Source organism: Acetivibrio straminisolvens JCM 21531 (genome assembly GCF_000521465.1).
GTDB lineage: Bacteria > Bacillota > Clostridia > Acetivibrionales > Acetivibrionaceae > Hungateiclostridium > Hungateiclostridium straminisolvens.
Genome location: NZ_BAVR01000053.1, coordinates 1 through 26,370, shown reverse-complemented (window position 1 = coordinate 26,370; position 26,370 = coordinate 1). Strand labels below are relative to the sequence as shown.

The following is a 26,370-nucleotide window of genomic DNA, read 5'->3' as shown; positions in this document are numbered from 1 at the left end:
CAACCACCGAAAACAAATCAGAGACAACGGCAGAGTTATAGTTTCAATCCTTGTTTTACTGGAAGTACCATTTCAACCCGCCAAAATCAGCATTGACAAAAGGTAAGGCTGTACAGTTTCAATCCTTGTTTTACTGGAAGTACCATTTCAACGTCCCCGAAGTCAAATTCCGCTATTTTCAAGCCTTACAGGATTTTTTTGACGACACTTTTTTACGCACTTTTCATCAAAAAAAAGCCCGATTTTTATCAAATTTCACACATTTTTAAGCCACCAACATAAGCTTCTAACCCGCTATTTTCAATACTTTAAAGCCCATCATCTCAATTTTGCCAATAATTTTGCAACCACATTTTGCCATTTATATCTCATTTACAACTAAAACATATCATAAATTAACCATTTTTTCAATATGTTAATCATCATATTCTATTACCTTGACATCCTACATTAAAACCTAACCAGCCTTAGATATCCCTTAATATTAATCAATTTGAAATAAAAATAATCAAATTTAAAAACGCAAAAATTCTATCTCTACAGCTATTTACTCCATTTTACCGGATTTTTCTGCTAAACATTTACGATATAAATTAACATAATCGTTTAGATTATCACTTAAACGTATAGACAAAAGTATAGACATTTGAACTAATTCTTGAGATTCAAAGTATTACGGGCATTTTTTGACGAAACTCTTTTACCCGGTTTTCATCAAAAAATGCCCTTTATTTTATAATTTCAATCCACTAATCCGCAATCTGTGACTCTATTACCTTTACAGCCTGCTTTAAGGCCTCGTCAATCTTGGATACGTCTTTTCCTCCTGCCTGAGCCATATCCGGACGTCCACCGCCTCCGCCTCCGGCAACCTTGGCAGCTTCTTTAATTATATTTCCTGCATGAATACCCTTTGCCACAACATCCTTTGTAGCCATTACCACAAGGCTCACCTTGTCACCGAATCCGGTTCCGAGTACCACCACTCCGGAGCCCATTTTACTCCTTATGGTATCTCCAGTATTCCTCAGTGCCTCCATATCAAACTGGTCAAAGCGGGCAGTAACAACCTTTACTCCCTTAACCTCCACAGCTTTTGACAAAACATCATCCAATGAACTGCTTACAAGCTTGCTCCTTAGCTGTCCAATTTCCTTCTGGGCTGCTTTAATCTCATTTAACAGTGACTCTATCCTCTTGACGCTGTCGGAAGGATTTGTCTTAAGAATCTGAGCTATATCACCCAAAAGCTTTTCCTCTTCGTCAAAATGCTTTAATGCAGCCTCACCTGTCAAAGCCTCAATTCTTCTTACCCCGGATGCCACACCGCTTTCGCTGACTATCTTGATAAATCCTGCCTGGGATGTAACTTGAAGGTGGGTTCCACCGCACAGCTCTATACTGTAATCTCCAATCTTTACAACCCTTACAACATCCCCGTATTTTTCGCCAAACAATGCTGTAGCACCCATTTTTCTTGCTTCATCAATAGACATTTCCCTTATATCCACCGCAATGCTTTCCAGTATCTTTTCATTCACCTGAGTTTCAACACTCTTTATCTCTTCCGGTGTCATTGCGGAAAAATGCGTAAAGTCAAATCTCAACCTGTCAGGCTCAACCAAAGAACCGGCCTGATTTACATGGGAGCCCAATACGCTCCTTAATGCTTTGTGGAGAAGATGAGTTGTGGTATGGTTCCTTGCTATTGCCATCCTTCTCTTATTGTCGATTGTAGCTTTTACCTCCATACCCTTTTTCAAGGTTCCCTCTTCTACTTCACCGATGTGGAGGTATTTACCGTCATTGGTTTTCTTGCAGTCCGAAACCTTTACCCGTAAGCCTCCTGCTTCAATTAACCCCTGGTCTCCAACCTGTCCTCCGCTTTCGGCATAGAAAGGAGTCCTGTCCAATATAACTGTCACACTGTCGCCTTTTTGAGCCTCATCAACAATTTCGTCTCCCTTAACTATATATAACACCTTTGCTGACGTTTCATTTTCCGTATATCCCAAAAATTCAGTTTTAACACTTTTATCAAGTTTTGAATAAATATCGTCACCCCAAGCGGAACCCTGCTTGCTGTGATAGTCTTCTCTTGCAAGGTTCTGGTGTTCCTTCATCTTTTCCCTAAAGCCTTCTTCATCCACTCCAAGGCCGTTTTCCTCGGCTATCTCCCTGGTAAGGTCCACAGGAAAACCGTAGGTGCCGTGGAGCTCAAACACCATTTCACCGCTTATTACCTTTTCATTTTTATTCTTGGTTTCCTCAATATATTTATTCAGGATTACCAAACCCTGGTCTATAGTCTCTTCAAACTTTTCTTCCTCAATCCTTATAACCTTCTTAATGTTTTCCGCTCTTTCCGCAAGCTCCGGATAAGCACCTTTGGACTCTTCAATTACCACTGAAGCCACATCGGACAAGAAAGGCTTATCCAATCCCAAAAGCTTTCCATGTCTTGCAGCCCTTCTTAGAAGCCTTCTTAACACATAACCCCTTCCCTCGTTGGAAGGTATTACTCCGTCCGATATCATCATGGTGGTGCTTCTGATGTGGTCTGTAATTACCCTTATGGATATATCCGTTTTTTCCGAGCTGCCGTACTCAACGCCCGTAAGCTTACATATATAATCCAACACTCTTCTTATGGTATCAACCTCAAAAAGGTTGTTTACATCCTGCATAACGCATGCAAGTCTTTCCAAGCCCATTCCCGTATCAATGTTCGGATTTTTAAGCCTGGAATAGTTGCCTTCCTCGTCCTTGTTAAACTGCGTAAACACCAGGTTCCAAACCTCTATAAACCTGTCGCAATCACAGCCCACCTTACAATCGGGACTTCCGCAGCCCTTGTCTTCTCCTCTGTCAAAATAGATTTCCGAACAGGGGCCACACGGACCTGTACCATGTTCCCAGAAATTGCTGTCCCTTCCCATCCTTACAATTCTTTCAGGAGGAAGTCCAACCTCTTTATTCCATATTTCAAAGGCCTCATCGTCATCTTCAAATATGGATACCCATAACCTTTCCACAGGTATCTTAAGGTCCTTCGTAAAAAACTCCCACGCCCACGGAATAGCCTCACTCTTAAAGTAGTCACCAAAAGAGAAATTACCCAACATTTCAAAGAAAGTACCGTGTCTTGCTGTCTTTCCCACATTCTCAATATCCGGTGTCCTAATACATTTCTGGCATGTGGTCACCCTTCTTCTGGAGGCTCTTCCTGCCCCGTAAAATAAGGCTTTAAAGGCGCCATACCCGAATTTATCAACAAAAGGCTGGGGTCGTTTTGAGGAACCAATGAAAAACTCGGAAGCCTCAAATGCCCTTTGCCTTCAAAAAAGCTTAAATACCTTTCCCTTAGCTCATTCAATCCTAATTTTTCCATACCCACTCTTCCTCTCCCGGTTATACTAAGCATCAGCTGTTTTCTCAGTTGTCCTGTTTCAACTGCCCTTGTCCAGCCGTTCAATATATAAAAACTCTCTTCCTAATTGTATAGGTACGAGAGCATCATCTTCGACTGCAAAGTTTGGTATTTACGAACTCTGAATAGTAAAATTATATATAAGTATTCTGTTGGTGTCAAGAACCTATAATTCCATTCATCCCCTACACAATAGCCTCTACCAGCCTCTTTAGTATTACCTTTAGAATAGCAGTTACAGGAACAGCTACCAGCATACCTATTATGCCGAAAAACTCCCCCCCGGCCAAAACCGCCAGAATTGTGGTAACGGATGAAGCCCAAGCCTTCCTTCTATAATCTTGGGCGAAATAAAGGCATTGTCTATCTGCTGTATGACCAAAAAGGCAAACACCGTCCACAGAGCTTTTACCGGCGAATCTATAAGAGCTACTGCCACAGAAGGAATTGCACCTATAAAGGGTCCAAAGTAAGGTATTATATTTGAAAGCCCGCCGATAAACCCCAAAATCGGTGAGTATTTTACTCCTATAATTACAAGGGCTGTGGTCTCCATGACACCGATAATGAGAGCTGTCAGGAGCTGCCCCTGTATAAAGCATGACAGTATGTCATTTATCTCTCTGCAAGCGCCTATAATTTCATTTCTCCACTTTCGCGGAACCAGCGAGAGAGCTCCCTTTTTAAAAAACTCAGCGTCCTTCATAATGTAGTATGCAATAATCATAGCCAAAATGATGTTTGATATACCCGTTACTGACTTAAAAAATCCTACGAGGGTCTTTCTCAGCGTGTCCACCAGCATGTTTTCCGCAATATTCACACCGTTGTTTATCTCATTGTAAATGGCATTCTTTACTTCCGCCGACCAGTCGCTGGAATCTATCGTTTTTAATATATCATTGAAAAATTCGCCATACTCCATAGTTATTTCCGGAATGGTGTTTATAACTCGCGGGTGTTGTCCACAAAGATTGGGACAATAAACACCACCGCTGTTGTCAGCACGATTCCAAAGGCCAGGTAAATCAGAATTATGCTTTTTGTTCTGGATATATTTTTGGACTCAAGTTTCAAAACTATGGGACGAAGTATATATGCAATAACAGCGCCCATCAAAACCGGAAAAATTATCTTCAGTATTTATCTCTATAGCAAGCCCGAAATAGATGATTGAAATACTCAAAAGAAACAGTATTACATAAGTAAGTATTTTTCTTGCCGAAACCATTTGCCAATCCTCTGTTTCCTTGGATTCTAAAAAATAAGCATGCTCCAAAATATGTATTCTCACTTTTTAGCCTGCATTTTTAAACTGCGTTATGTAGTTAAAGACTGGAGTTATCCAGTCTTTTAAGAGGATTTTGAGAGTATTTATCGAAATAATTCCACCATATCGCTAATTAATGCACCGGATTTTCTTACCAAATCCATTCCTTTTCTTCTCATTTTTTTTCTGGTTCTATTGCTCATCATTGTATCGGAATTCATAGCCATCCCAACGGATGCACCGATTATGCTTCCAATAATCAATCCTCGGGTAAAGTTATTTCTCATCATATTTTCACCCCTTTCTTTGCACCTTCTTGTTTCCTTCAATTAAATTCTTTATTCCTCCTCCGGTTTCCATCATTTCCTCAACCGCTTCACTGTCTACCAAAATATTCTCTTCTCCAAACTCAACTTTTCCAATCAACGGAAGAACGCTTCTTCCTTTTACTATGTCCTGCAATAAACCGTCGGAAACCTCAATACCATCTATTTTTCCATGTCTTAAGTCAAATAATACATCTTTGGCTATTCCCAAATCTTCCCCGGTTTTTGTGTATATCGGAAGCCCTAGGATATCCCACTTATCCTTAAATTCCGGTCTGTTCTGAACCTTCTTAAGATCCTTGACATCATCCGCATCATTGACAATAAGAGCATCTTTGCCAAGGCTCAAGACATCCGAGGCAAAAACCACTCTTTTCCTTATATTGTAGCCTTTGCGTTCAATCAAAAAGGCAACCACGCTTTTCTCCTTCGGACAAAAAATTATATCCTTTATTATCCCAAGGTTTTTGCCGTCTGCCGCACATATTACCGGCAGCCCCAGCACCTCACTGTATCTATGCAAAAAATCATCTCTCCGTTTTTAGAAGACTCACATATTGATACATTTAAAACTATATAATATTTATAACTGTTTATTTTTCACACTATTTATTATTTCAAAATTTGCACAAAAAATACGCGGCATTCAGTTTGACTTAAATTACATATTCATATAAAATTAAACGTTGTATCACCGTATAATTGTTAAGAGGAAAATTTTACAATTATTAACCGGTTGAATAATTTTTATCTTTTCAATATACATTTTATATTTAATCGATTTTTATGAGGTAGGTGCAAAAATGATTGATAAAATAGCATATAATAAAGAAATTGGGATTCACATCCCTACAATTTTGCTGCCCAAAGAAGGCATTGACATGGAAAAGTGTCGGTAGTAGCCTGTGACCAGTATACCTCCGAACCCGAATACTGGCAGGAGGTGGAGAAAAAAGTAGGAGACAGCCCTTCCACTCTGTATCTTACTTTTCCCGAAATTTATCTTGAAGACACAAACGCGGAAGAGAGAATAAAACGCATAAATAATGAAATGAGAAAGTACATAAATGAAGGTGTTCTTGTTTCTCAAAAACCGTGCGTACTCTTAGTAGACAGAAGCACATCCCACACCCCATCCCGCAAAGGACTTATTATTGCAGTAGATCTTGAAAAATACGATTACACCGTAGGCTCCCAGACCCTTATCAGGGCAACGGAAGGTACGGTAATCGAAAGACTTCCGCCGAGGGTCAAAATCAGGGAAAATGCTATTTTAGAGCTCCCTCACGTAATGATTTTAATTGACGACCCGAACAAAACCGTTATAGAACCTCTGGCAAGTAAGATTGACTCCTTTGAGAAGGTCTATGATTTTGAACTTATGATGAACGGCGGACATATCAAGGGCTACAGGATTGATGATGAAAAAACTCTGGAAGGCATTTTGAAAGCCATTGAAGCCCTTGCAGACCCGGAAGTCTTTAAATCCAAATACAATGTTGGCGACGACAAGGGCGTACTTCTGTTTGCTGTGGGTGACGGAAATCATTCCCTCGCATCGGCAAAGGTTCATTGGGAAAATGTCAAAAAGTCCTTGAGTGAAGCTGAAATTGAAAACCATCCCGCAAGATTTGCTCTGGTGGAGATTGTAAACGTGCATGATGACGGTATTGTGTTTGAGCCTATTCACAGAGTTCTTTTCAACATTGACACCGAATCCGTTTTAAATGCCATGCAAGATTTCTACGGAAGTTCCTGCTGCTCTTTTGAAAAATACGATTCAATAAAATCGGTAAACGAAAGACTCAAAGCGTTAAAGAAAGAAAATGCCGTCCACTCCTTTGGATTTGTCACCGATAATGGTTTTGGAGTATTTACCGTACAGAATCCGAAGCACAACCTTGAGGTTGCCACGCTTCAGGATTTCCTCGATTGCTACGTCGGAAAACACAAGGAATCCAAAGTGGACTACATACATGGCGAAGATGTTGTAACCCGTCTGGGTTCAAAGCCCGGCAATATAGGTTTTTATCTTCCCTCTATGGAAAAACATGACTTTTTCAAAACGGTTATCATAGATGGTGTTCTGCCAAGAAAGACCTTCTCCATGGGTGAAGCAGAGGAAAAAAGATTTTACTTGGAATGCAGAAAAATTGTGAAGGATTAATCCCTCAAAGCTTGAAAAACCAGGAGACTTGCAAAACGACTCCTGGTTTTTTATGTTTAATAACCGTAATATCAGTACCAATATCCCGGATAACCGCCGTAATATCCCGAAAAACCGTATGGACGTCTTCTTCTTCTCAGAAGCTCACTTATCAAAAGTGTACCTACAAAAGCTCTCAACAATCTTCTGCCTCCAAAGCCAACTGTCTGTCAGCCTCCTCCTTCATTTCTTCACATATGGCAGTTTCGACTTCGGCTTCAACCTCATTGCATATTTTATCGCACATTTTATCAAGTTCTTCTTTGGTCGGACAATAGTAGCAGCCATAGTTCATGTCCATCATATCGCAATGATGTACAACTCTAGGATACACTATATAATATGTTCTCGGATACATACTTTCAAGCTGCTGCTCGGGCATTGCTGCCATCGGACAATACTGCTGCGGATAATGCATGGCATTCATCATATGAGTCATAGGATACATGCATTCTTTTCCGTACATGACTTCAAAACCTCCCTGGGATAAATAATATATTCACTCTATTTTATGCATAATGCCACACTGCTACTTTTCCATTATTTTAATGTAAATAATTTCATAAAAATTGCATCTCTTTACTTTGCAAATAATTTTTTTCTTTCAACTATAATATTAACTCTAATAAAAAAACCGATGATGTGAAGAATAATGTTGGAGGTGGTTTATGATGAATAAAAATTTTATTAAAGCAGCGTCTTTGTCATTAGGAATTACCCTTGCATCATTGCCACTGGTCGGATGTAACATGGGCGGCGGAACCGATCAGGGAAATCAACCGGGAAGAGCAGCCAGGCAAAACACCCAGCAGTTAACTACCCCGGATGGAAACACCAACAGATTTTTGAACATGGACATGAATCCGGCGGATGGCAACGGCATGAATAACGATCTTTTCGGAAAAAATAACGGTGCCGGCAACGATGGTCTTTTAGGCGGAAATATGATGGGAACACCTTCAATGGGTCCAGACCAAAACACACCTGCACCTCAGGGCAACACTTTTATGAGGGAAAAATCCGCCAACATAACCAGCCAGCTTGCGGCAATACCTGAAATCGGTCAGGCAAATGTTCTGGTAGTAGGCAACAGTTGTCTTGTGGCTTACAGTCCGGAAAATGCTCAAGGAGATGCCAATGCCAGAAAGAACATGGTTATAAATAAGGTAAAAGAGATTGACCCCTCAATAACCAATGTAATAGTAACTGAGTCCAATGATGTAATGAATAAAATAAGCAAGATTACCAACGATATTGCAAATAATAAATCTATGGACCAGGTAAACAACGAAATCATGCAGCTTATGAACCAAGTAGCACCTGCCACTTCAAAATAACAAAAGATACCTTGTAACTTATTTATATTAATGTAAGTCCGGAGTAAATATCAAAAGCCCTTTACTCCGGGCTTTGTTTATTTTCATAAAATTTATATTGCCTTTTGGATATATCTTTGTAAAAGGTTAAGAAACATCCCGCTGTAGTTTTTTGGGCCAGCGGAAGGGTAAATTTGGTGATGGTATAGTATCTTTTCGAAACATCCTTAATACTTTTTAACCTTGTGTAAATCCTTATTGCATTTCTGGCGTTGCAAGTAATATACTCCTTTATATCGGCAAGATAATAACCGCCCCTGTCAACCGTAAATCTTGGGGTATTTAGATATGTCTTTTTAATGTAATTTTCATACTGCCTGTGATTATCAAGAAGCCTTATATTGGCGTGATGAGGTACGGTCATATCCTGCACAAGATGTACCGCCGCCCCAAGATAAAACATGGCTGGGTTGGGCTCTAAGTCATACCAGTATTTAAGAGCCTTTTCATAATACATTACTGCCAACGTAAGGGCATTATTGTTTCCATACAGCCCCTTTTTCCTGTCGGGATTGTAAAAATGGTTGGCACTTTTCAAATCCTGATCCGCCCATGTCACTCCCTGATTTAAGTCATCAATATAATCACTGAAAAGACAATAGGCGTCAATGAATTTATCATTTTTAAGTATCTCCAGCGCCTGGACATTTATATATTTGTGAACCATGCACTCGGTTTTTATTACAGCTTTCTTAAATGGATTTAAGGCAAAAAGAAAACATTTAAAAGCTTTGCCATAAGTCCTCTCCAACCTGCCCGCCATATTTGGACGCTCCTATAAATAATATAGACCGCATTTATTATGCGTAAATCTTATATTTTTATTTATACAGCCTTGCAATTACAATTTTATGTATTTGTCCATCAACTCTTCTATGCCGGCACCAAAATCGCCCTGAATATCTGCCATTTGTGCAATTCCCTTGACAGCAGTCATTCCCGGTACAAAAGACAGGTATACCGAAACGGCTTCACCGTCTATACATACCGTATCAACTTCTAAAGCCATATGGAAGTTGTACTTGTTAAGAGCCACAATAAGTTTACCGGACAAGTTCAATCCGTATTGGGCAAGGTACTTTTCCAACTGCTCCGAGGTGAACTCGGCCTTGACATTGGATATAGCGTCCTGAGCCAATACCATCACTACTTCATCCGAGCTGTCAAGCAAAGCAATATTTCTGTCATTTAGCTCACTGGACATATCCAATATCACAATATCATAGTATCTCATTGCCCTGAAGGCATCTATAAGCGCTTTTATCTCGCCGGAACCCGTATCTTTGAGGTCAATTATATTCTCCGGCGGAACAAAATAGTGAACATCGTAATCAGGGTCTATCTGCCTTATTTCCCTAATCTTCATTCCGATGTTTTCTCCCTGCTTTAGGCAACGCAGTAATTCGGAAAGGTTTTTCTCACTTTTGCAATTGAAGTAAAGCGGAGTGGATTGAAAAGTCTCAAGATTAAGATAGAATACTTTTAGACCTTTTTTTGCACAATATACAGCAGAGTTTACTGCTATAGTGGTCTTTCCAGCTCCTCCTATCGGAGAATATATGGCAATCACCTTTGTTTCTACGTTTCGAGACGGTTCTTCCAAAATGACGGCATCCTCTTTCTTTTCTTCTTCATTTTCACCATCGGAAAACATATCAATTATTTTGTTTATAAACTCTTCTCCCACCTGGTGTTTATTAACACAGTCTATGTCGCCTCTTACAGAAGGCTCTCCCTGGGTCAATAAAAATACCTTTTCATAACTCTCCTTTGGCATTGCCTCCGAGTACATATCGGGACTTATTAACAAAACATCAATCTTGTTTAATCCGGAAAGAAAATCATATAAGAGTTCCTGCCTTGTGAAGGAGCTTACCCGAAGCCTCTGTAAATAGTTAGTCATTAAGTAGTCAACCATGTTTCGAACATATACTTCATCGGTGTCGGCAATAACTAAATTCAGTCTCCTCATAATACCAATAGATCAGATTAATAGTTCATATATATCTATATTATATTTTATATTAAAATAATGTTCAATTTTTTAATCCAAACCCGTTTTTTCATTGATTTTTTATTTCTTTTTATATCTGCTTAAGTCTTTGGGCAAGCTTGGTATTTCTTTTTGCGCTCTTGGAATTTCTTATGCAATAGCCCAGCGCTTTTTTCGAGCCTATAAGTACCAAGACTTTTTTGCTCTTGTAACGCAGGTATACAATAGATTTCGCTGAAGCATCATATAATGCTGCATTGTAAACGGTGCCACCACAAAACCATATTCGCTTCCCTGACTTTTATGTACTGTGACCGCATAAGCCAAAGTCACTTCGTCCAATTCAGTCACATCATACTCAACCTCGCATCGTCAAACTTTATGCGCACAATTTTTTCTTCGCCGTCAATGGCCGTTATTATGCCCATGTCTCCGTTAAAGACGTTTTTATCGTAATTGTTTTTAATTTGCATTACCCTGTCATTTAGCTTGTAATTTGTTCCGCCGTATTTTACGGAAATATTGCTTGAATTCAGGGTCTCCTGAAGCACTGTATTGAGATTCTGTGCTCCCACTATTCCCTTTTGCATGGGGCATAATACCTGAATATCGTTTAAAGGATTTACCTTGTAGTATCCCGGAAGCCGTTTTGAGCAAAGTTCCCGGACAAGCTCTACAATCTTTTCCGGGTCCTCCTCTTCAATGAAGAAAAAGTCACTGTTTTTGCCGCCTTTTAAGACAGGGTATTCTCCATGGTTTATTTTATGGGCATTGGTTACAATTGCGCTTCCTTGGGCCTGCCGGAATATCCTTGTCAGCCTTACCACAGTCACTGTTTCCGATTCGATAATGTCTTTTAGTACATTTCCCGCTCCCACCGAAGGAAGCTGGTCCACATCCCCCACCAGTACCACTACCGTATTGTTTGAAACAGCTTTTAAAAGGTTATACATCAGGATAATGTCAATCATTGAGGTCTCATCAATGATTAGGACATCACATTCCAAAGGATTATCCTCATTCTTCTTGTATCCGTCCTGAGGGCTGTATTCCAACAGGCGGTGTATGGTCTTTGCCTCCATACCGGTGGCCTCAGACATTCGCTTTGCCGCCCGTCCGGTGGGTGCGGCAAGAAGAACGCCGGCTCCCAACCTTTGAAATGCCTTTATTATTGCCAATGTCGTTGTAGTTTTACCGGTACCCGGTCCCCCGGTAAGGACCATAAATTTCGATGCAACCGCACTTTTTATAGCTTCAATCTGCACTTCATCATATTGTATATTGCATTCCCTCTGGAGATTCTCGATTACATCTTCGGTATTATAATAGCTGTATGCGCTTTTAGTCTCGGTGATTTCCCGAATCCTTTTGGCAACCCCAACCTCACTGTAGTAAAAAGGCGGAAGGTAAACCGCATCCTCCTCTTCCATGATTATCGATTTTTCTTCCAACATATGCCCGACAGCTGCTTCAGCCTTTTCCAAATCTACTCCAAGCAGCTCCGAAGCCTTCTTTTCCAGTTCGTCTTTTTTCACAAAGCAATGCCCTTCATTGGCAAATTCATTTAATGCATACATCACACCGGACCTTATACGCGCATAAGACTCCTTGTCGTACCCCATATTCTGAGCTATCTTATCCGCAGTCTTAAAACCGATTCCCCAGATGTCGTCCGCAAGTATGTATGGATTGTCCTTTACAACGTTTATGCTGTCACTTCCGTATGTTTTAAATATTTTCACAGCAAAAACCGTAGAAACACCATGGGATTGCAAAAAAAGCATGACATTCTTTATTTCCTTCTGATTCTGCCACGCCTCCTTTATCATTTCGACCCTCTTTATTCCTATTCCCGGAACCTCAATGAGTCTGTCTGGCTCCTCTTCAATGATTCTTATGGTATCCTCTTTAAACACTTTTACAATTCTTTTGGCGTTGACAGGTCCGATTCCTTTAATCAGCCCGCTTCCCAAGTATTTTCAATACCGGCGACAGTGGCAGGTATCTCCTCTTTGTAATGGTACACGTTGAACTGCTTACCAAATTTTGAGTCGTATTTCCACTCTCCCCGAAGGCTTACCACAGCTCCAACATTTACCGAAGCCATATTACCCACTACTGTCACCAGGTCTGAAAAACCTTTTGATTTTATTTTTACTACAGAAAAGCCATTCTCTTCATTTACAAACGTTATTCTTTCTACGACTCCGCTTAAGTAATCCATAAAAACCAGTCCATCCTGCTAATATATAGTAAATTACGGTTGTTTGATTCCTAATGTGTCGCGAAGGTTTAATATAAACTCAAAGCATTGGGAAGTATCTCCAATTATCTCATCGTCCTTTTTCTTTATGGAGTAATTGGTTGTGGCATCTCCAAACAAAAGATAGTTTTTCTCCGACTCCGAGGGGTTCTTATGTTCAAAATACTTTATTTGAAAATCATAGAAACCTCCTGGGGACACTTTACTGCATATACCCTCACCCACTGAAGCTCAATATATCTCTGCTGTTTCAAATAATCCACCATTGTATCATAGAGTTTTACAGCAGCGTTTTCACTGAAAGAAGGCTTTTCTTCCATGCCGGTATCTTGTTCTGTAACGATATCTTCTTCTATAACATTATCTTGTTTTATGACAGTGTTTTGCTCTATAGCTGTATCTTCTTCTATTTTTGTATCTTGTTTCAATTCAAGATTTTGAGTCCTAATCAATCCTTCTATTATCTCTTTTTGCTTGTCAGCTCCATCCACAGCAATCCATAATGCTTCGACAGCTCGTTAAACGCGTCATCCGACAACCGTCCGGCTGCTTTGAGGTATTTGTCTAAGGAGTCCGTCATAATTTCAAGCAACTCAATATCACTATTATGAAGCACTATTTTTTCACCCTTTATCGTTAAATTATAATATTACTACATAATAAATAATATCAGATTTTCTCGTTTATAACAAATATCAGCTGCTAGAAATCGTGAATTTTACATTTATAAAAAATCAACTTTGACATATGCAGCATCCTTAGCATGTATATTTTTTATAGCATTTGGTATATTCTTATCTATGAGATTTCTGTATGAATTCAATATATAACACAAATTGATGTATTTCATTTTCGATAGCATTTATGATATAATTTTGAATATGATGTAAGGATTCTGCTTACTGGAGGGTCTGTATATGCAAATATTAAGTTATAAACTCAATGCCCATATTCCTTTCGACAAAGACAGTATAGAAATGTTCCTGTCCTCATGTGAAGAGGTGATAAACAATATGGCTTCGGATGAAAAGACCATCTTCAAGCTCAAAAGTGCAATCCACGAATTATTGATAAACTCTCTTGAGCATGGGTATAACAAAAGTGCCGGCAATGTGTCCTTTTCCATAGAAAAGCTGGAACATACCATACATCTTGAAATATCTGACGAAGGAATCGGATTTGACGCGTCATCTTTGAATCTCGAAAAAGACAATTCAAGTTTTAACACAATAAAAGGCAGAGGTTGGGGACTTTTTATATTAAAGAAGCTTTGCGATGATATTCAAATAACTTCCGCTCCCCTAAAAGGCACCAAAGTGACCGTATCAATAAACTATTAATTTTTAAAAATTCGTTGTAAAATCAGGGAAGCTGTATCTTATAAAACCTGTAATGACCGGTTATGCTGTCCTTTTGACTGTAGTCAAACAAAATGACAGTATCCTCTTTTCCGGAATTCCATTATCATCGGCAACATTGAACCTGAATGCCTCAAAATGAACCTCGTTATATATTTTCTTTGCAGGCATATCCAAGAATTCAGGCAAAAATTTCTCAATATTCTCTTTGCTTTTCAGAAATTCAAAGCATCTTGCCCTGAAATCGTCGATATACAACCGTTCCAATCCTTTGGGAAGATTGTTTGTATTATCCGACACCAAAAAATCAAACTTTAGAAGCTCGTTAATCAATACCATGTCTGCTTTTAGTTTAATAGTTGATGCAAAATCCAGCAATATGGTATAAAGCTCCCTTGCGGAAATGGACCTCTCGTAATATCCCGCTTTCTCATAATACCGGGAGAATTCTTCAAAAAATGCGGCCGGTAAAGGAAAAAATCCTTCAACAAGGTATTTTAGTGTTCTTTGAAACCTTGCTGAGTTGTAATACCTCTCCAAAAGCTCTTCTATCTTTTTTAGTCTGATAATATCATCAAAGCTCAAGTAAGCATTGGACAATATCTCGTAAGGAGGATATTGTCTGAATTTATAGCTGTGTTTTTTGCATTCCTGCCTTATGGCGGAACCTTTAAGCAGCTTCAGAAAGCCCAGCTGCAGTTGGTGCGGGTAAAGCTCATAGGCTTCATTAAAGGAATTCATGAAAGAATTATAGTCCTCGAAGGGAAGCCCAGCTATCAAATCCACATGTATATGAATATTTCCGAACTCCTTAAGCTTTTTTATGTTGTCAAACACCTTTTTTATATCAGTTTTTCTATTAACAGCCTCAAGAGTCGCTTCATTGGTTGATTGTATCCCAATCTCAAACTGAATCAATCCCTTCGGCGCCCGGGACAAAATATCAAACATTTCCTCATCAAAAGGTCGGCTGCAGCTTCAAAGTGGAAACTTGTCCCCCTTGCATTTTCAATAATAAATGTAAATATTTCTTTAGCCCTTTGTCTGTTGCAGTTAAAGGTTCTGTCCACAAACTTCACAAGCTTAACCCCTGCATTAATCAGTGTCAAAAGGTCAGATTTAACCCTTTCCATGGAAAATACCTTACGCCGTCAAAGGTCGAGGAAATACAATAGGAGCACGAAAAAGGACAGCCTCTTGAGGATTCAAAGTATATTATCCTGTTGCCAATAGCACTAAGCATTTCCCCTGTGTAGGGAGATGGAATGGTGTCAAGCTCTCTCACCAACCTAAAAGACTTTGAACCGTGAATTTCTCCGTCTTTTCTGTAGCTTAGCCCTTCAATGGCATCAAGATTTACCTCTTCATCAATAAAAGAGCGCAGCAAAAGCCCGAAAGCTCCTTCCCCCTCACCTGACATTACATAGTCTACGAACCAATTTGAGCGCAGAATATCCTCAGGGTCAAAGGAAACCTCAGGCCCACCCAGTATTATCTTCACGTCAGGAAGAACCATTTTCAAATTTTCAGCCAGCTTAAGGACAAATCCTATATTCCAAATATAGCAGGAAAAAGCAGCCACATCACACCCTTCAGTGTAAATACGGGAAAGGACAGATTCCGGATTGTCGTTTATAGTGAACTCCATCACCCTAACTTCCCCGCACTGCTTATCACAAGACGCCTTAAGATACCATGCCGCCAAAGAAGAATGTATATATTTTGAATTAACTCCAATTATTATTGTCTTCATGATTCTATCTCCTTAAGTATTACGTTATTATAACAAACAGAGCAGAATCATTTCAAGGATAATTTTGAAAGCGACATGGGTAATGCGTGAATATATTCTCCGCCTATCTTAACCTTGCCAGCTTAAACCATATATCCAAAACATCTCTGAAATAATCTCCATACTTTTTGTCAGGCACTACCTCAGCCGTCTTTACAGCCGACCTGGCAATCAGCTTTCCGTCAACAAGGAACTCTATCTTTCCCACTTCAACTCCCTTATACACCGGTGCATTTATTGTGTCTTCCAATGTCAGCTCCGTTCTGAGTTTCGCCTTTTCCTCTTTGCTCAAAGGAAGCTTAATACTCTCCACAGCAACAACCGACACAGAACTCTTTTTTCCTTTATATACACTCACCTGCCCCAGCTCCTGGTTTGCCCTCAAAAGTTCATAGGGCCTGTAATTGTTGAAGGCATAGTCAAGGATTGCTTTGCTGCTTTCCGCCCTTTTATTTCTGCTGGCGCAGTTCAAAACCACGGAAATTATTTTAAACCCATCCCTTGTTGCCGATGTCACAAGGCATCTTCCCGCCTTTCCCGTGTAGCCGGTCTTTACCCCGTCTGCCCCGGGATACAGGGAAAGCATTTCATTTGTTGTATACAAGCTGCGGTTGGTAATTGTTGTACTCTTAGTTGCGACCATTTCGGCAAAAATAGGATTTCGCAAGGCATACCTGGTCATCATTGCGAGCTCATATGGCGTGGAATAATGCCCTTCCACATCCAGCCCGTGGGGTGTCTTAAACGCTGTATCCTTAAGCCCCAGCTCCTTTGCCTTGTCATTCATCATTTTTACAAAGTTCTCAACAGTTCCCCCAACGTGTTCAGCCACAGCCAATGCCGCATCATTGCCCGACTTTAGCATCATACCGTAAAGAAGCTCCCTCAATGTAAGTTCCTCACCCTCTTTAAGCTTGATTGTAGAACCCCAGATACTGGCAGCTTTTTTGCTAACCTTTACCTTATCATTAAGATTGCCGTTTTCCAATGCCACAATTGCGGTCATTATCTTGGTGGTGCTGGCTATGGCCCTTCTTGAGTATGCATCCTTTTCATACAACACCCTCCCGGTATCGGCATCAATCACTATTGCCGCTCCCGCTTCTATTTTGGGAGCTTCGACTCGTCATGCCCGTCAACAGGCTTGGCATCAACCTCCAAAACAAACTCATCCTCATTAAACTCATCTTCAACGAATTCATCCCCATATGCCATTCCGTTTAAGTTTATTGCAAATATGCAGCAGAACAAAAGAATCAATATCCTTTTTATACTTCTTTTCAATTAAATCACTTCCCATAATTAATTTGCTCATGTTCGATATTGCCGCTTAGACTCTATAATGCTTTAGTTCAAAAAAACTTTTCAAAGGTAGGACATCTATTGCCATGTAATAAATATATGAAAAATAATCAAAGTTTATAAATATTTTTTTCTAGTTTGCCGATAATATAAATAGGAGGGGGACAGCTTATGAAACATCAAACCTTTTATAAAGATGACTTTGTAGAAATCTTCGCACAAGCCAATGAAGTATTCATCAAAACATTTAAACCCGGCCTTCCGCTAAACCAATTTAACGCCATATTGTTATCACTTCCCCAGATACAAATAACAAACTTCAGTACCTTAACGATGCCCTAAAGATTGCTTCCCAGTCCCCCCAAAAATTCGGCCAACTAAAAGAAAGAATAGTCATATCCGTAACCCCGGACGAATTAAAAGCTTTCGTCACCTTCAATTTACCCAAAGAAGAACTGGAAATTAAAAATCGCGAAAATCTGATAATAGAAACCTATGAGGTTTTGAAGAAAAAAAACATAACCTCGGAATAAAAAAAGACTTGTTCTTTGGTGATTTGGAAACAGGAAAAAAATATGTAATAGCCGAAGGAATGCCTGCCGTTGACGGAGAAGACTGCAAAATCAGAATGTATGAACTTGAAGAGCCAAGGCCGGAAATAAAAGAGGACGGAAAGGCAAATTACTACGAATTGAAGCTGATTAACAAGGTTAAGGCCGGTGACTGGCTTGGCGAACGTATTGATGCCACTGAAGGTTTCCCGGGAAAACAGTATATGGCACCACCATTTATCCCGTAAGAGGAAAAAACTATCCCCTGCCCTACGATAGAAACACTGTCTACGAAGTAGTACAAGACAAAAAAGTTGTACTCTACTCCAAAACAGACGGTGCCGTAAACTATTTCGGCGACAAAATCACCGTATCAAATTATCTTGAAATCGATGGCGATGTGGATTTTAAAACCGGAAATATAATTTTTGACGGATATGTAACCATTAAAGGTACAGTTACCGACGGCTTCTATGTGGAAGCTACAAAAGATATAGAAATAAGCAGCCCCATTGGTATCGGAAATGTCAAGGGAATAAAAAGCCGTGAAGGCAGTATTTACATAAAAGGCGGAATATCATCAAAAGGTTCTGCACAAATTTCTGCAAAAAAAAACATTTATACAAAGTTTGTAGATAATGCAAAATTATCTTGCGGCGGTATTGCCCATATAGGCTTTTACTGTATAAACAGCACAGTTGAAGCAAAAGAAGTATTTATCGAGTCGGTAAAGGCAATATAATCGGAGGCCAAATAAAAGCAGAAGTTAAAACTACCGTACCCGTTTTGGGTTCGCAGCTTGAACCAAAGACCGTAATTGTTCTTACGGGTTTTGACAGAAAAAAGCTCACAAAAACCCTGGAAGATATAGGTGAAAAAATAAATAAATTAAAAGAAGAGCAAAAAGACCTAAAGCTATATATGTCAAAAATCGACCCTTCCAAAGAAATGACTTCCCGGCAGGCAGCAGAGTATAACTCAAAAGTACAAAGGCTGTCGGAACTGAAAGGAGAGCTCAAATCCTTAGAAGAAGAAAAAAAGAATATTGCAAGATATTTAAAAGCAAAAGGCGAAGGTGAAGTAGCTATAACAAAAAAGGTTTACCCAAACTGTATAATAATTATAAAAAACATGCAAACCGAAATTAAGGAATCTTGTCTGGCAACAACCTTTTTTGCAGCCGACGGAGAAATTAAACGTATCTAAACCTTCGTTTTTTCAAGGAATTAATATGTGTAAGCATCAGGAGAGAAATATCTTCTGATGCTTATTTATATTTCTGACGCATATGTATAAATATTGTTATTCTTCTATTTATTATGATTAAAAAATAAGAAAATCGGAATTACTAAAAGTCTAAACTGCAGCAAACACGAAATATTTAATAATATATAAATATTCAACACTTTGATTTGCAAAAATTAAGTTATATAATAAAGTTTAGTATAAATAATTGAACCTGCAAATAATAATTTTAATTAATTATAGGAGGCAGTATGATTAAGAATATTCTTATATTATCTTCAAATAATACGGGGCATGGCCATAAAAGCATATCCGAATCCCTTATGGAACAGTTTTCCCGTTACCCCGGCGTCAATGTTCATGTAATTGACGGTTTTACATTGGCGGGCAATTTTGGCCTTAGAATTGGAAAGCTTTATGGTTCCGTTACAAGAAATGCCAAAGAACTGTGGAAACTGGTGTGGGAATTATCTTTGAAAACCCCCAGTCTTTTAAATGACTTTACTGAAGTTGCCATAAAAGACAACTTCCTAAAACTCATTCAAAATCTAAAACCGGACCTTATACTCTCAGTACATCCAAACTTCAACGGTTCGGTATTAAACATCCTGGAGGACTATAATCTCAACATTCCCTTTGTTACGCTGCTAGCGGATATCGTAAGCATTACGCCTCTCTGGGTAGACCCTAGGGCAGATTATATAATATGTCCTTCACAAGAATCAAAGTTTAAATGTCTTGAGTTTGGGGTTTCGGAATCAAAGCTTATCCAAACGGGATTTCCGGTAAGACAGAAGTTTTTGAAGCATATTAGCGGCAATGGCGAAGATAATATTCAGAATATTAAAAGATATACCGGCGACAGGCCGCTGGAATGCCTCATCATGAGCGGCGGTGAAGGTTCCGGAAACATGAGCAGAATTGCATCGATACTGCTAAAGAATTTTAACTCCCGGGTTAAGATAGTTACAGGAAGAAACAAACTGCTGAAGAAAAGATTGGAACGCACCCTCGGCGAGCGTTTTGGAGATAGGGTTGAAATATACGGTTTTGTCGAGAATATTCAAGATCTGATGCTGTCTTCTGATATTGCCGTCACCAGAGGCAGCCCGAATGTTATGATGGAAGCTGTAGCCTGTAATGTTCCTCTCATTATCACAGGCAATCTTCCGGGGCAAGAAGAAGGTAATCCGGCCTATATGCAAAAGCACAACCTCGGAGTGGTATGTAAAGAGCTCCGAAAATTAAGGCATACTGTTGATGAGCTTCTTTACAATAATGCCGAAAAATTAAATAAAATAAAGCAATCTCAGAAAGAATATCTTAATCCTAATGTTGCAAAAGAGATAGTTAGTTTCCTTTTAAGTATAGAAAAAAAAGGAGAAATTAGTTTCCCCGAAGAGCTGTTTCCCAATGATTTCCCGAAATTTTGGGAGCTGCGTAAAAGAATATCCCTGTCTCACAATAAAAGAATAGTGCTTAAAAAGTATAAAAAAATTAAAACGAATCAAAAATAAAGTTGACGTAAAATTATATAATGTTAGTAAAACTTTCTACTCATAATAGTCTTATTTTTAGAAAAAATAAGACTAAGGAGGTGATAGTAATGGCTAAGAACAGTAACAGCAAAACTCAGTTTGAAAACATGAAGTATGAAATTGCTAAAGAAGTTGGAGTTAACTTAAAGCAGGGTTACAATGGAGACTTAACTGCAAGGGAAGCAGGTAAAATAGGTGGAAACATCGTTAAGAAAGTATTCCAGTCCTATACCGGAAACAGCTATCCTTCAGAACGTTTAGGCGACACTTCAAGGTAATAAATTTAAAATAATAAAAATAGCAGGAGATTATCTCCTGCTATTTTATTATTCGGCTGTTTTAGTAAATCTTTTATTTATGGAAAACTAAAATAATGTGATATAATATTCCAATAGTATTTTTCGATTTTTAGGAGCGGTGATTTAAACTATTATGATAAAGTTTCAATTTGGGTCAAAAAAAATTAAGATGTTTGAGCTTGATTCTCCAAAAATAATTGTTTTCAGCTTTGTAGCCATTATTTTAATAGGAACAGTTCTCCTAGCACTTCCCATAGCTTCAAGGGACGGAAACAGTGCCGGATTATTTACTGCCCTTTTTACTTCAACATCTGCCACCTGCGTTACGGGTATGCTGGTAGTAGACACCTATCAGCAGTGGTCCCTTTTCGGTCAGCTCGTCATCCTTTTGCTTTTTCAGATAGGAGCCCTTGGCTTTGTGACTTTTGCGACATTCTTTTCGGTTCTCATAAAAAGGAAAGTCAGCTTAAAGGAAATGGTACTGGCACAAGAATCATTAAACCATTTTAGCTTTGAAGATGTGTTGAAGCTGGTCAAAAATGTGGTTTTGTTTACCTTCTCAGTAGAGCTTGCTGGTGCGCTGATATTGTCTATAAGATTTATTCCCATGTTCGGATTAAAGGGAATCTACATGTCAATATTCCACTCGGTCAGCGCCTTTTGTAATTCCGGTTTTGACATAATGGGTCAAAGGGAAAGTTTCAGCAGCCTTACCACTTTTAATCAGGATCCCATTATTCTAAATACACTGTCTTCTCTTATTATATTTGGCGGATTGGGCTTCATTGTATGGAAAGACCTGGTTGACTATAAAAAGAACAAATTTTTCCTTCTTCATACAAAAGTTGTTCTGATTGCAACTGCAATATTATTGCTCCTTGGCGCTTTACTTTTCTTTGCCTTTGAATTCAACAATCCAGCGACTTTAGGTCCATTATCCCTGCCTTCAAAAATTAATGCTGCATTTTTTCATTCTACCACCTCAAGGTCTGCCGGATTTAATAACGTACCTATAAATCAAATAAGAGAAACTTCTAAATTAATAACTATTATTTTAATGTTTATAGGAGCCGCTCCAGGTTCGACAGGAGGCGGTGTTAAAATCACAACCTTTGCAGTAATGATTGCAACCATTATTTCCCAGGCAAAAGGTTCTAGCGATACCATAATATTGAAAAAGAGAATATCTCAAAAGATTGTATACAGATCCCTTTCCATTATCGGTCTATGTGCAATGCTGGTGGTCTCAATTACCATCGCAATACTGTTTTTTGAAGACAAGCCCCTTATTGATGTCCTGTTTGAAGTGACATCTGCCTTCTCTACCGTCGGTATGACCACAATAGGCACTTTTAATATGAGTGTGCCAAGTCAATTTCTGTTGTTAATTACCATGTTTTTGGGAAGAGTAGGACCGCTTTCCTTCGCCATAGCTCTTGCAACAAAAAACTATAAAAAGGATCTGGTTTATCCCGAAGGTAAAATTATGGTCGGGTAATAATACCCTACCTTTTGCCTTTGCCGACAAAGTACTCCTTTAGTTCCTCCTGATCTTCTTTTGAGGACACTGCAATAATAGAGTCGTTTTCTTTTAATTCGGTAAAGCCGTTGGGTATTATTACTTCTTCTCCTCTAATAACCGAGACCAATACACAGTCCTTAGGAATATTTATATCCTTAAGACATTTATTGCAAACCGGTGAATCTCCTGTAATGGTAACCTCGCTTATAACCAGTCTGCCGCTGCTTAATCTCATAAGTGTCTTAATTCCCGTAAAATCCACTTCCTGCTCAATCAATTCAGCGATAATAGAAGTGCTGCTTACCGCAAGATCCACGCCCAACTTTTGAAAAATCTCTATGTTCTTTGGGTTGTTAACCCTGGATATGGTTCTCTTTACACCAAAATTCTTCTTTGCAAGCTGGCACGAAATAAGATTGTCCTCATCTTTTCCGGTAACTGCAATAAAAACATCCGCTTTTTCAAGCTCCACTTCCGAAAGTATATCTAGGTCCGTACCATCACCGTTTATTACAGGAATGTGAAGCTCATTTGCAATCTTAACGCAAACATCCTCCTGCGGTTCAATAATCGCTATTTTATGTTTATAGGGAAGAAGAGTCTTTACCAGATAGTAGCCAATCTTTCCTCCCCCTGCAATAACAATATACATAAAAGCAAACCTCCAACTTTTACATTAATTTTTTTTGCTTTGCACTTGCCCCGATTTACTCGCTATTACCAAAACATCATTTTTACTTAAAATCATTTCCGGATTGGGAAAATCAAATTCACCGTCTTTTATGACACCAAAAAGATGAACATCCCGGCCTAGCTTCACTGCTCCCAGCTTCTTGCCTACATCTCCGTTTTGAACCTTTTGATGACTAAATACAATGGGTGAATTTCCTATAGTATGTACGGATTTTTCCTTTTGACAAAGTACCATTGACCGTATTAAATCGACAGTAATCTCTGTGGGACATATGGTATCAAGTCCAAACTCATGAAACACATGCTCCCGGGCAGGGTTGTAAATCCTGGCTACCACTCTGGGAACCTTGAAAATCTCCTTTGCCATCTGTGAAACCATTATGTTTGTATTGTCATCCGGAGTAACCGCCGCAACCACATCCGCTGTTTGAATTCCAGCCTTTTTTAAAACATCCTGATCTATAGGAACTCCGGTAATGGTTAATCCTCCAAAATCAGGATCAAGAAGCTTAAATGAGTCAGGATCATTGTCAATAATAACCACATCATGTCCTTCCTCGGATAAAACCTGGGCAAACCTTGAACCAACCTTGCCACAGCCAACTACAATTACAAACATATTAATCCTCCTGAACACATTGCAATTAATACATGACATTTATTCTATATCATGTGAACATTTTTTGCACATTATTATTTTCTTAGATTTAGCTCAAATTTTCGCGTTTATAGGATGAAAACATGCAGAAATTTCGATATTACTCATATTACATACTTATTACAATATTTATCGAATATTAAAGCAAATTCATAAACAGAATAGAGTTTTTCAAAAATGAAATGCTAATAATAAAGATAAAGCGACTAAAAATAACGACAGTAAAAAATGAAAGGATGATTCTGTGTTAATAATTGTTTTCAGGACACTGTTTCTCTATTTGATTGTTGTAGTTTTCATGAGAATAATGGGTAAGCGTCAAATCGGCCAGCTGCAGCCCTTTGAGCTCGTTATTGCAATAATGATATCCGAGCTTGCCGCATTACCTATGCAAAACACCGGAATACCTCTGCTAAACGGTATAATTCCAATACTTACACTGTTATTTGCCCAAATAGCCCTGTCCTTTATAGGGTTAAAAAGTACCAAGGCTAGAGCGGTAATTTGCGGAAAGCCAAGCATTTTAATTCAAAACGGCAAAGTAAATGAAGCGAGCTAAGAAAAGAGATGTACACATTAAATGACCTCTTGGAGCAGCTACGAATCAAAGATATACACAATATAGCCGATGTTGAGTTTGCCATTCTTGAAACCAACGGGCAACTGAGTGTAATACCAAAATCACAGAAAAGGCCGGTAAGTCCCGAAGACCTTAATATACCTACTAAATATGAGGGAGTGTCCCTGGACATTATTGTTGACGGTGAGGTAAGCTATGAAAACCTTAAATTGGCAAATCTCGACGTAGACTGGCTAAACAATACACTTTCCAAATTCGGTATAAATAATCCTAAGGATGTGCTTTTGGCAAGTCTCGACTCGGAAGGCAAACTATATTATCAAGTTAAGGAAAGGAGAAATAAATAAATGCATTCAGCCAAAATACTAACAGGACTTGCATTATTATGTGTTATAATAGTAGGCACTTCCCTTTATGCATCCTCAGTTTTTTCAAGGGATGCACAAATGCTTGAAGATTGGATTAATGCAATTGAAGAGAGTATAGAAAAAGAAGACTGGACAACTGCCGAAAATAATCTTACGGCTGTCCGGGAAGAATGGGATAAAGTTGAAAAATTATGGGCAGTTCTCTTGGACCATGTTGAAATAGACAATATCGATACATCCCTTGTACGGGCGTCAGAATATGTAAAAAGTAGAAATATCTCTATGGCAATGTCCGAAATAGCAGTTTTACGCAACTTTATAAAGCATATCCCGGAAAATCAATTCTTTTCTCTGAAAAATATTCTCTGACGACTTATATCACATTCTTTCGCAGTATAAATCAAAATCCGGGGCAACAAGAGCCCCTCTTTAGCTTTTTTCTTGACTTTACTCAAATGCTCTCAAAACTTATCCTTTCATAAAAAGGGAGATTATAAACAGGGCATAAAATGCGCCTCCCATAAGCAGCGGAATAAGATTTAAATTTCTCTTGTCCTCTATCCAAAAGTATATTGTGGAAGCGGACAAAGTAGCCATTACAGAGCTTACTATAATATGAGAATTTAGCTGCCACGGCGTCGCCAGAATTCCGATAGATACCGGTATGCAGCTCTGAAACACCATTGCCCCTGTTATATTTCCCAGAGCCAAGGTATCCTTCTTTTTGGCAATCCAGATAATGCTGTTGAACTTCTCCGGTAGCTCCGTTACTATGGGGGTCACTATCAGAGACAGGATAAGGGGAGTTATACCGATATAGTCCGATACATACTCTATATTTTTTACGAAAACATTGGCTCCCAAAATTATACCCGTAAGTGAAATGCAAATCTGAATAAAAATATTGGACATATTGTTTTTCAAACCCAATACTTTTGTCAGATAGAGCTTATCCAAATATCCATGGTTTACCTTATCCTGTCTTACCGTCAAAATAATATAATAGATGTAAGTTGCGACAAGGAATGCCGAAACTATTCTTTTTATAAAGCGGATATTTATAAAGGCAGTTGCCACCCCCACACTGTAAGCCACAATGAAAAAACTGATGTCACGGCTCACAATATCACTATTGACAAACATATTTATACCTGTTCCTCTTCTTGACCTAAACAAAATGACACTGGCACCTACCACAAAAAATGCAAGGGTACTTAGCATGAAAGGCGCTCCTAAAATTGCACCAATCCCTACGTCCATTGATTCTCTGTCCTCTCCCAAGAACAGTATCGCAATAATCGGAATCATTGTTTCAGGAAGGCATGTGCCTACGGCGGAGAATATACTTCCTACAACACCGTCTCCCACTCCGAGCTTTCTTCCCAGCCACTCAACACCGTTTGTAAAAAACTCACAGCTGATTAAAATCAGTGCAAGAGCCATGAGCATTTGTGCTACATTTATCCACATCGCTATTCATCACTTTCATATGTAAATTAGCAAAATCGCTTCTTTGTAAGTATATTAGTTTGGTTCCGGTTTTTATTTAAAATTTTATTTATAATAAAAAGTTCTTTTTTCTAAAAAATATAAAATTGGT

General features: G+C 38.9%; 24 protein-coding genes and 6 pseudogenes. 10 read left to right on the top strand and 20 right to left on the bottom strand.

Features of this window, described 5'->3' with window-relative positions; translation table 11 throughout:
• Nucleotides 1-749: 749 nt before the first annotated feature.
• The 5 genes and pseudogenes from alaS to JCM21531_RS13145 all read right to left on the bottom strand — a co-directional run bounded on the left by alaS (nucleotide 750) and on the right by JCM21531_RS13145 (nucleotide 5,549).
• Nucleotides 750-3,391, bottom strand: a pseudogene (gene alaS, locus JCM21531_RS13160) (alanine--tRNA ligase).
• 224 nt (nucleotides 3,392-3,615) lie between these two features.
• Nucleotides 3,616-4,546, bottom strand: a pseudogene (locus JCM21531_RS13155) (AI-2E family transporter).
• A complete protein-coding gene (locus JCM21531_RS24530) occupies nucleotides 4,497-4,724 on the bottom strand; it encodes a hypothetical protein (protein ID WP_369347657.1) in 228 nt (75 codons plus the stop codon). Before JCM21531_RS24530 ends, JCM21531_RS13155 begins: the two are co-directional and overlap by 50 nt.
• Before the next feature lie 80 nt (nucleotides 4,725-4,804).
• On the bottom strand, nucleotides 4,805-4,990 hold the full coding sequence (locus JCM21531_RS13150; RefSeq protein WP_038290586.1) for a YtxH domain-containing protein: 186 nt from the start codon (nucleotides 4,988-4,990) through the stop codon (nucleotides 4,805-4,807).
• A gap of 4 nt (nucleotides 4,991-4,994) precedes the next feature.
• Nucleotides 4,995-5,549: a PRC-barrel domain-containing protein gene (locus tag JCM21531_RS13145; RefSeq protein WP_038290580.1), complete on the bottom strand. Its 555-nt coding sequence runs from the start codon at nucleotides 5,547-5,549 to the stop codon at nucleotides 4,995-4,997.
• A 280-nt stretch (nucleotides 5,550-5,829) separates the two neighbouring features.
• Between JCM21531_RS13145 and JCM21531_RS13140 the strand changes: the two are divergent.
• A pseudogene (locus JCM21531_RS13140) lies at nucleotides 5,830-7,193 on the top strand (DUF1015 domain-containing protein).
• A 175-nt stretch (nucleotides 7,194-7,368) separates the two neighbouring features.
• Here the strand turns inward: JCM21531_RS13140 and JCM21531_RS13135 are convergent.
• A complete protein-coding gene (locus JCM21531_RS13135) occupies nucleotides 7,369-7,698 on the bottom strand; it encodes a hypothetical protein (protein WP_243467671.1) in 330 nt (109 codons plus the stop codon).
• 202 nt (nucleotides 7,699-7,900) lie between these two features.
• On the opposite strand from JCM21531_RS13135, the gene JCM21531_RS13130 reads away from it, so the two are divergent.
• The gene (locus JCM21531_RS13130; protein ID WP_243467670.1) at nucleotides 7,901-8,569 is read left to right on the top strand and encodes a YhcN/YlaJ family sporulation lipoprotein; all 669 of its coding nucleotides are present in this window, start codon (nucleotides 7,901-7,903) and stop codon (nucleotides 8,567-8,569) included.
• 61 nt (nucleotides 8,570-8,630) lie between these two features.
• Here JCM21531_RS13130 and JCM21531_RS13125 read toward each other — a convergent pair whose 3' ends face one another.
• The 6 genes and pseudogenes from JCM21531_RS13125 to JCM21531_RS22310 form a co-directional block, all read right to left on the bottom strand.
• Nucleotides 8,631-9,371, bottom strand: a complete 741-nt coding sequence (locus JCM21531_RS13125; protein ID WP_038290578.1) for a zinc dependent phospholipase C family protein — start codon at nucleotides 9,369-9,371, stop codon at nucleotides 8,631-8,633.
• A 78-nt stretch (nucleotides 9,372-9,449) separates the two neighbouring features.
• A complete protein-coding gene (locus JCM21531_RS13120) occupies nucleotides 9,450-10,580 on the bottom strand; it encodes an AAA family ATPase (RefSeq protein ID WP_038290575.1) in 1,131 nt (376 codons plus the stop codon).
• A gap of 112 nt (nucleotides 10,581-10,692) precedes the next feature.
• A pseudogene (gene recD2 / locus JCM21531_RS13115) lies at nucleotides 10,693-12,825 on the bottom strand (SF1B family DNA helicase RecD2).
• A 33-nt stretch (nucleotides 12,826-12,858) separates the two neighbouring features.
• Nucleotides 12,859-13,065, bottom strand: coding sequence for a hypothetical protein (locus tag JCM21531_RS22320; protein WP_243467669.1), 207 nt, complete (start codon nucleotides 13,063-13,065; stop codon nucleotides 12,859-12,861).
• Nucleotides 13,032-13,355, bottom strand: coding sequence for a hypothetical protein (locus JCM21531_RS22315; RefSeq protein WP_243467668.1), 324 nt, complete (start codon nucleotides 13,353-13,355; stop codon nucleotides 13,032-13,034). The genes JCM21531_RS22320 and JCM21531_RS22315 overlap by 34 nt, the downstream gene beginning before the upstream one ends.
• Complete coding sequence (locus tag JCM21531_RS22310; protein ID WP_243467667.1) at nucleotides 13,325-13,480, bottom strand: hypothetical protein; 156 nt, start codon at nucleotides 13,478-13,480, stop codon at nucleotides 13,325-13,327. Before JCM21531_RS22310 ends, JCM21531_RS22315 begins: the two co-directional genes overlap by 31 nt.
• A gap of 301 nt (nucleotides 13,481-13,781) precedes the next feature.
• Between JCM21531_RS22310 and JCM21531_RS13105 the strand changes: the two genes are divergently transcribed.
• The gene (locus JCM21531_RS13105) at nucleotides 13,782-14,204 is read left to right on the top strand and encodes an ATP-binding protein (protein WP_038290572.1); all 423 of its coding nucleotides are present in this window, start codon (nucleotides 13,782-13,784) and stop codon (nucleotides 14,202-14,204) included.
• A 60-nt stretch (nucleotides 14,205-14,264) separates the two neighbouring features.
• Here JCM21531_RS13105 and JCM21531_RS22305 read toward each other — a convergent pair whose 3' ends face one another.
• The 5 genes from JCM21531_RS22305 to JCM21531_RS18700 all read right to left on the bottom strand — a co-directional run bounded on the left by JCM21531_RS22305 (nucleotide 14,265) and on the right by JCM21531_RS18700 (nucleotide 17,298).
• Nucleotides 14,265-15,173 carry a DUF4080 domain-containing protein gene (locus JCM21531_RS22305; RefSeq protein WP_243467666.1) on the bottom strand — a complete coding sequence of 303 codons (909 nt, stop codon included), beginning with the start codon at nucleotides 15,171-15,173 and terminating at the stop codon, nucleotides 14,265-14,267.
• A complete protein-coding gene (locus JCM21531_RS22300) occupies nucleotides 15,137-15,355 on the bottom strand; it encodes a hypothetical protein (RefSeq protein ID WP_243467665.1) in 219 nt (72 codons plus the stop codon). Before JCM21531_RS22300 ends, JCM21531_RS22305 begins: the two co-directional genes overlap by 37 nt.
• Nucleotides 15,328-15,975 carry a B12-binding domain-containing radical SAM protein gene (locus JCM21531_RS22295; RefSeq protein ID WP_243467664.1) on the bottom strand — a complete coding sequence of 216 codons (648 nt, stop codon included), beginning with the start codon at nucleotides 15,973-15,975 and terminating at the stop codon, nucleotides 15,328-15,330. The genes JCM21531_RS22300 and JCM21531_RS22295 overlap by 28 nt, the downstream gene beginning before the upstream one ends.
• A gap of 103 nt (nucleotides 15,976-16,078) precedes the next feature.
• Nucleotides 16,079-17,101 (bottom strand): D-alanyl-D-alanine carboxypeptidase family protein, encoded by a 1,023-nt coding sequence (locus tag JCM21531_RS13095; RefSeq protein ID WP_243467663.1) that lies wholly within the window; start codon nucleotides 17,099-17,101, stop codon nucleotides 16,079-16,081.
• 17 nt (nucleotides 17,102-17,118) lie between these two features.
• Nucleotides 17,119-17,298 (bottom strand): hypothetical protein, encoded by a 180-nt coding sequence (locus JCM21531_RS18700; protein ID WP_117407258.1) that lies wholly within the window; start codon nucleotides 17,296-17,298, stop codon nucleotides 17,119-17,121.
• Between the two features lie 574 nt (nucleotides 17,299-17,872).
• Between JCM21531_RS18700 and JCM21531_RS22290 the strand changes: the two genes are divergently transcribed.
• From JCM21531_RS22290 to JCM21531_RS13075, 5 genes and pseudogenes are all read left to right on the top strand, one after another.
• A complete protein-coding gene (locus JCM21531_RS22290) occupies nucleotides 17,873-18,115 on the top strand; it encodes a flagellar assembly protein A (RefSeq protein ID WP_243467662.1) in 243 nt (80 codons plus the stop codon).
• Between the two features lie 152 nt (nucleotides 18,116-18,267).
• Nucleotides 18,268-19,073, top strand: a pseudogene (locus tag JCM21531_RS22285) (FapA family protein).
• 290 nt (nucleotides 19,074-19,363) lie between these two features.
• Nucleotides 19,364-20,629 carry an MGDG synthase family glycosyltransferase gene (locus tag JCM21531_RS13085; protein ID WP_038290570.1) on the top strand — a complete coding sequence of 422 codons (1,266 nt, stop codon included), beginning with the start codon at nucleotides 19,364-19,366 and terminating at the stop codon, nucleotides 20,627-20,629.
• Nucleotides 20,630-20,718: 89 nt separating this feature from the next.
• Nucleotides 20,719-20,928: an alpha/beta-type small acid-soluble spore protein gene (locus JCM21531_RS13080; protein ID WP_038290567.1), complete on the top strand. Its 210-nt coding sequence runs from the start codon at nucleotides 20,719-20,721 to the stop codon at nucleotides 20,926-20,928.
• 154 nt (nucleotides 20,929-21,082) lie between these two features.
• Nucleotides 21,083-22,447 carry a TrkH family potassium uptake protein gene (locus JCM21531_RS13075; protein WP_038290565.1) on the top strand — a complete coding sequence of 455 codons (1,365 nt, stop codon included), beginning with the start codon at nucleotides 21,083-21,085 and terminating at the stop codon, nucleotides 22,445-22,447.
• A 7-nt stretch (nucleotides 22,448-22,454) separates the two neighbouring features.
• Here the strand turns inward: JCM21531_RS13075 and JCM21531_RS13070 are convergent, their stop codons facing one another.
• Together JCM21531_RS13070 and JCM21531_RS13065 are read right to left on the bottom strand one after the other, a co-directional pair.
• Entirely contained in the window at nucleotides 22,455-23,123 is a 669-nt protein-coding gene (locus tag JCM21531_RS13070) for a potassium channel family protein (protein WP_038290564.1), read from the bottom strand.
• A gap of 24 nt (nucleotides 23,124-23,147) precedes the next feature.
• Nucleotides 23,148-23,783, bottom strand: coding sequence for a potassium channel family protein (locus tag JCM21531_RS13065; protein WP_038290563.1), 636 nt, complete (start codon nucleotides 23,781-23,783; stop codon nucleotides 23,148-23,150).
• 283 nt (nucleotides 23,784-24,066) lie between these two features.
• Here JCM21531_RS13065 and JCM21531_RS13060 point away from each other — a divergent pair.
• Together JCM21531_RS13060 and JCM21531_RS13055 are read left to right on the top strand one after the other, a co-directional pair.
• Nucleotides 24,067-24,749 (top strand): annotated as a pseudogene (locus JCM21531_RS13060) (DUF421 domain-containing protein).
• Entirely contained in the window at nucleotides 24,750-25,139 is a 390-nt protein-coding gene (locus JCM21531_RS13055; RefSeq protein WP_038290562.1) for a DUF4363 family protein, read from the top strand. It abuts the pseudogene before it with no gap.
• Between the two features lie 99 nt (nucleotides 25,140-25,238).
• Here the strand turns inward: JCM21531_RS13055 and JCM21531_RS13050 are convergent, their stop codons facing one another.
• The gene (locus JCM21531_RS13050) at nucleotides 25,239-26,240 is read right to left on the bottom strand and encodes a sodium:calcium antiporter (protein ID WP_038290561.1); all 1,002 of its coding nucleotides are present in this window, start codon (nucleotides 26,238-26,240) and stop codon (nucleotides 25,239-25,241) included.
• Nucleotides 26,241-26,370: the final 130 nt, after the last annotated feature.

What these genes read in the sequence shown, in the direction of transcription:
- JCM21531_RS13070 (WP_038290564.1), bottom strand. Translation starts at nt 23,123, where the DNA reads ATGTATATTGTTATTGCAGGGGGAGGAAAGATTGGCTACTATCTGGTA.
- JCM21531_RS13150 (WP_038290586.1), bottom strand. Translation starts at nt 4,990, where the DNA reads ATGATGAGAAATAACTTTACCCGAGGATTGATTATTGGAAGCATAATC.
- JCM21531_RS13055 (WP_038290562.1), top strand. Translation starts at nt 24,750, where the DNA reads ATGCATTCAGCCAAAATACTAACAGGACTTGCATTATTATGTGTTATA.
- JCM21531_RS13065 (WP_038290563.1), bottom strand. Translation starts at nt 23,783, where the DNA reads ATGTTTGTAATTGTAGTTGGCTGTGGCAAGGTTGGTTCAAGGTTTGCC.
- JCM21531_RS13085 (WP_038290570.1), top strand. Translation starts at nt 19,364, where the DNA reads ATGATTAAGAATATTCTTATATTATCTTCAAATAATACGGGGCATGGC.
- JCM21531_RS22305 (WP_243467666.1), bottom strand. Translation starts at nt 15,173, where the DNA reads ATGTTTGATATTTTGTCCCGGGCGCCGAAGGGATTGATTCAGTTTGAG.
- JCM21531_RS22295 (WP_243467664.1), bottom strand. Translation starts at nt 15,975, where the DNA reads ATGAAGACAATAATAATTGGAGTTAATTCAAAATATATACATTCTTCT.
- JCM21531_RS13105 (WP_038290572.1), top strand. Translation starts at nt 13,782, where the DNA reads ATGCAAATATTAAGTTATAAACTCAATGCCCATATTCCTTTCGACAAA.
- JCM21531_RS13050 (WP_038290561.1), bottom strand. Translation starts at nt 26,240, where the DNA reads ATGTGGATAAATGTAGCACAAATGCTCATGGCTCTTGCACTGATTTTA.
- JCM21531_RS13075 (WP_038290565.1), top strand. Translation starts at nt 21,083, where the DNA reads ATGATAAAGTTTCAATTTGGGTCAAAAAAAATTAAGATGTTTGAGCTT.
- JCM21531_RS13130 (WP_243467670.1), top strand. Translation starts at nt 7,901, where the DNA reads ATGATGAATAAAAATTTTATTAAAGCAGCGTCTTTGTCATTAGGAATT.
- JCM21531_RS13120 (WP_038290575.1), bottom strand. Translation starts at nt 10,580, where the DNA reads ATGAGGAGACTGAATTTAGTTATTGCCGACACCGATGAAGTATATGTT.
- JCM21531_RS13125 (WP_038290578.1), bottom strand. Translation starts at nt 9,371, where the DNA reads ATGGCGGGCAGGTTGGAGAGGACTTATGGCAAAGCTTTTAAATGTTTT.
- JCM21531_RS13080 (WP_038290567.1), top strand. Translation starts at nt 20,719, where the DNA reads ATGGCTAAGAACAGTAACAGCAAAACTCAGTTTGAAAACATGAAGTAT.
- JCM21531_RS22300 (WP_243467665.1), bottom strand. Translation starts at nt 15,355, where the DNA reads ATGGAAAGGGTTAAATCTGACCTTTTGACACTGATTAATGCAGGGGTT.
- JCM21531_RS13135 (WP_243467671.1), bottom strand. Translation starts at nt 7,698, where the DNA reads ATGTACGGAAAAGAATGCATGTATCCTATGACTCATATGATGAATGCC.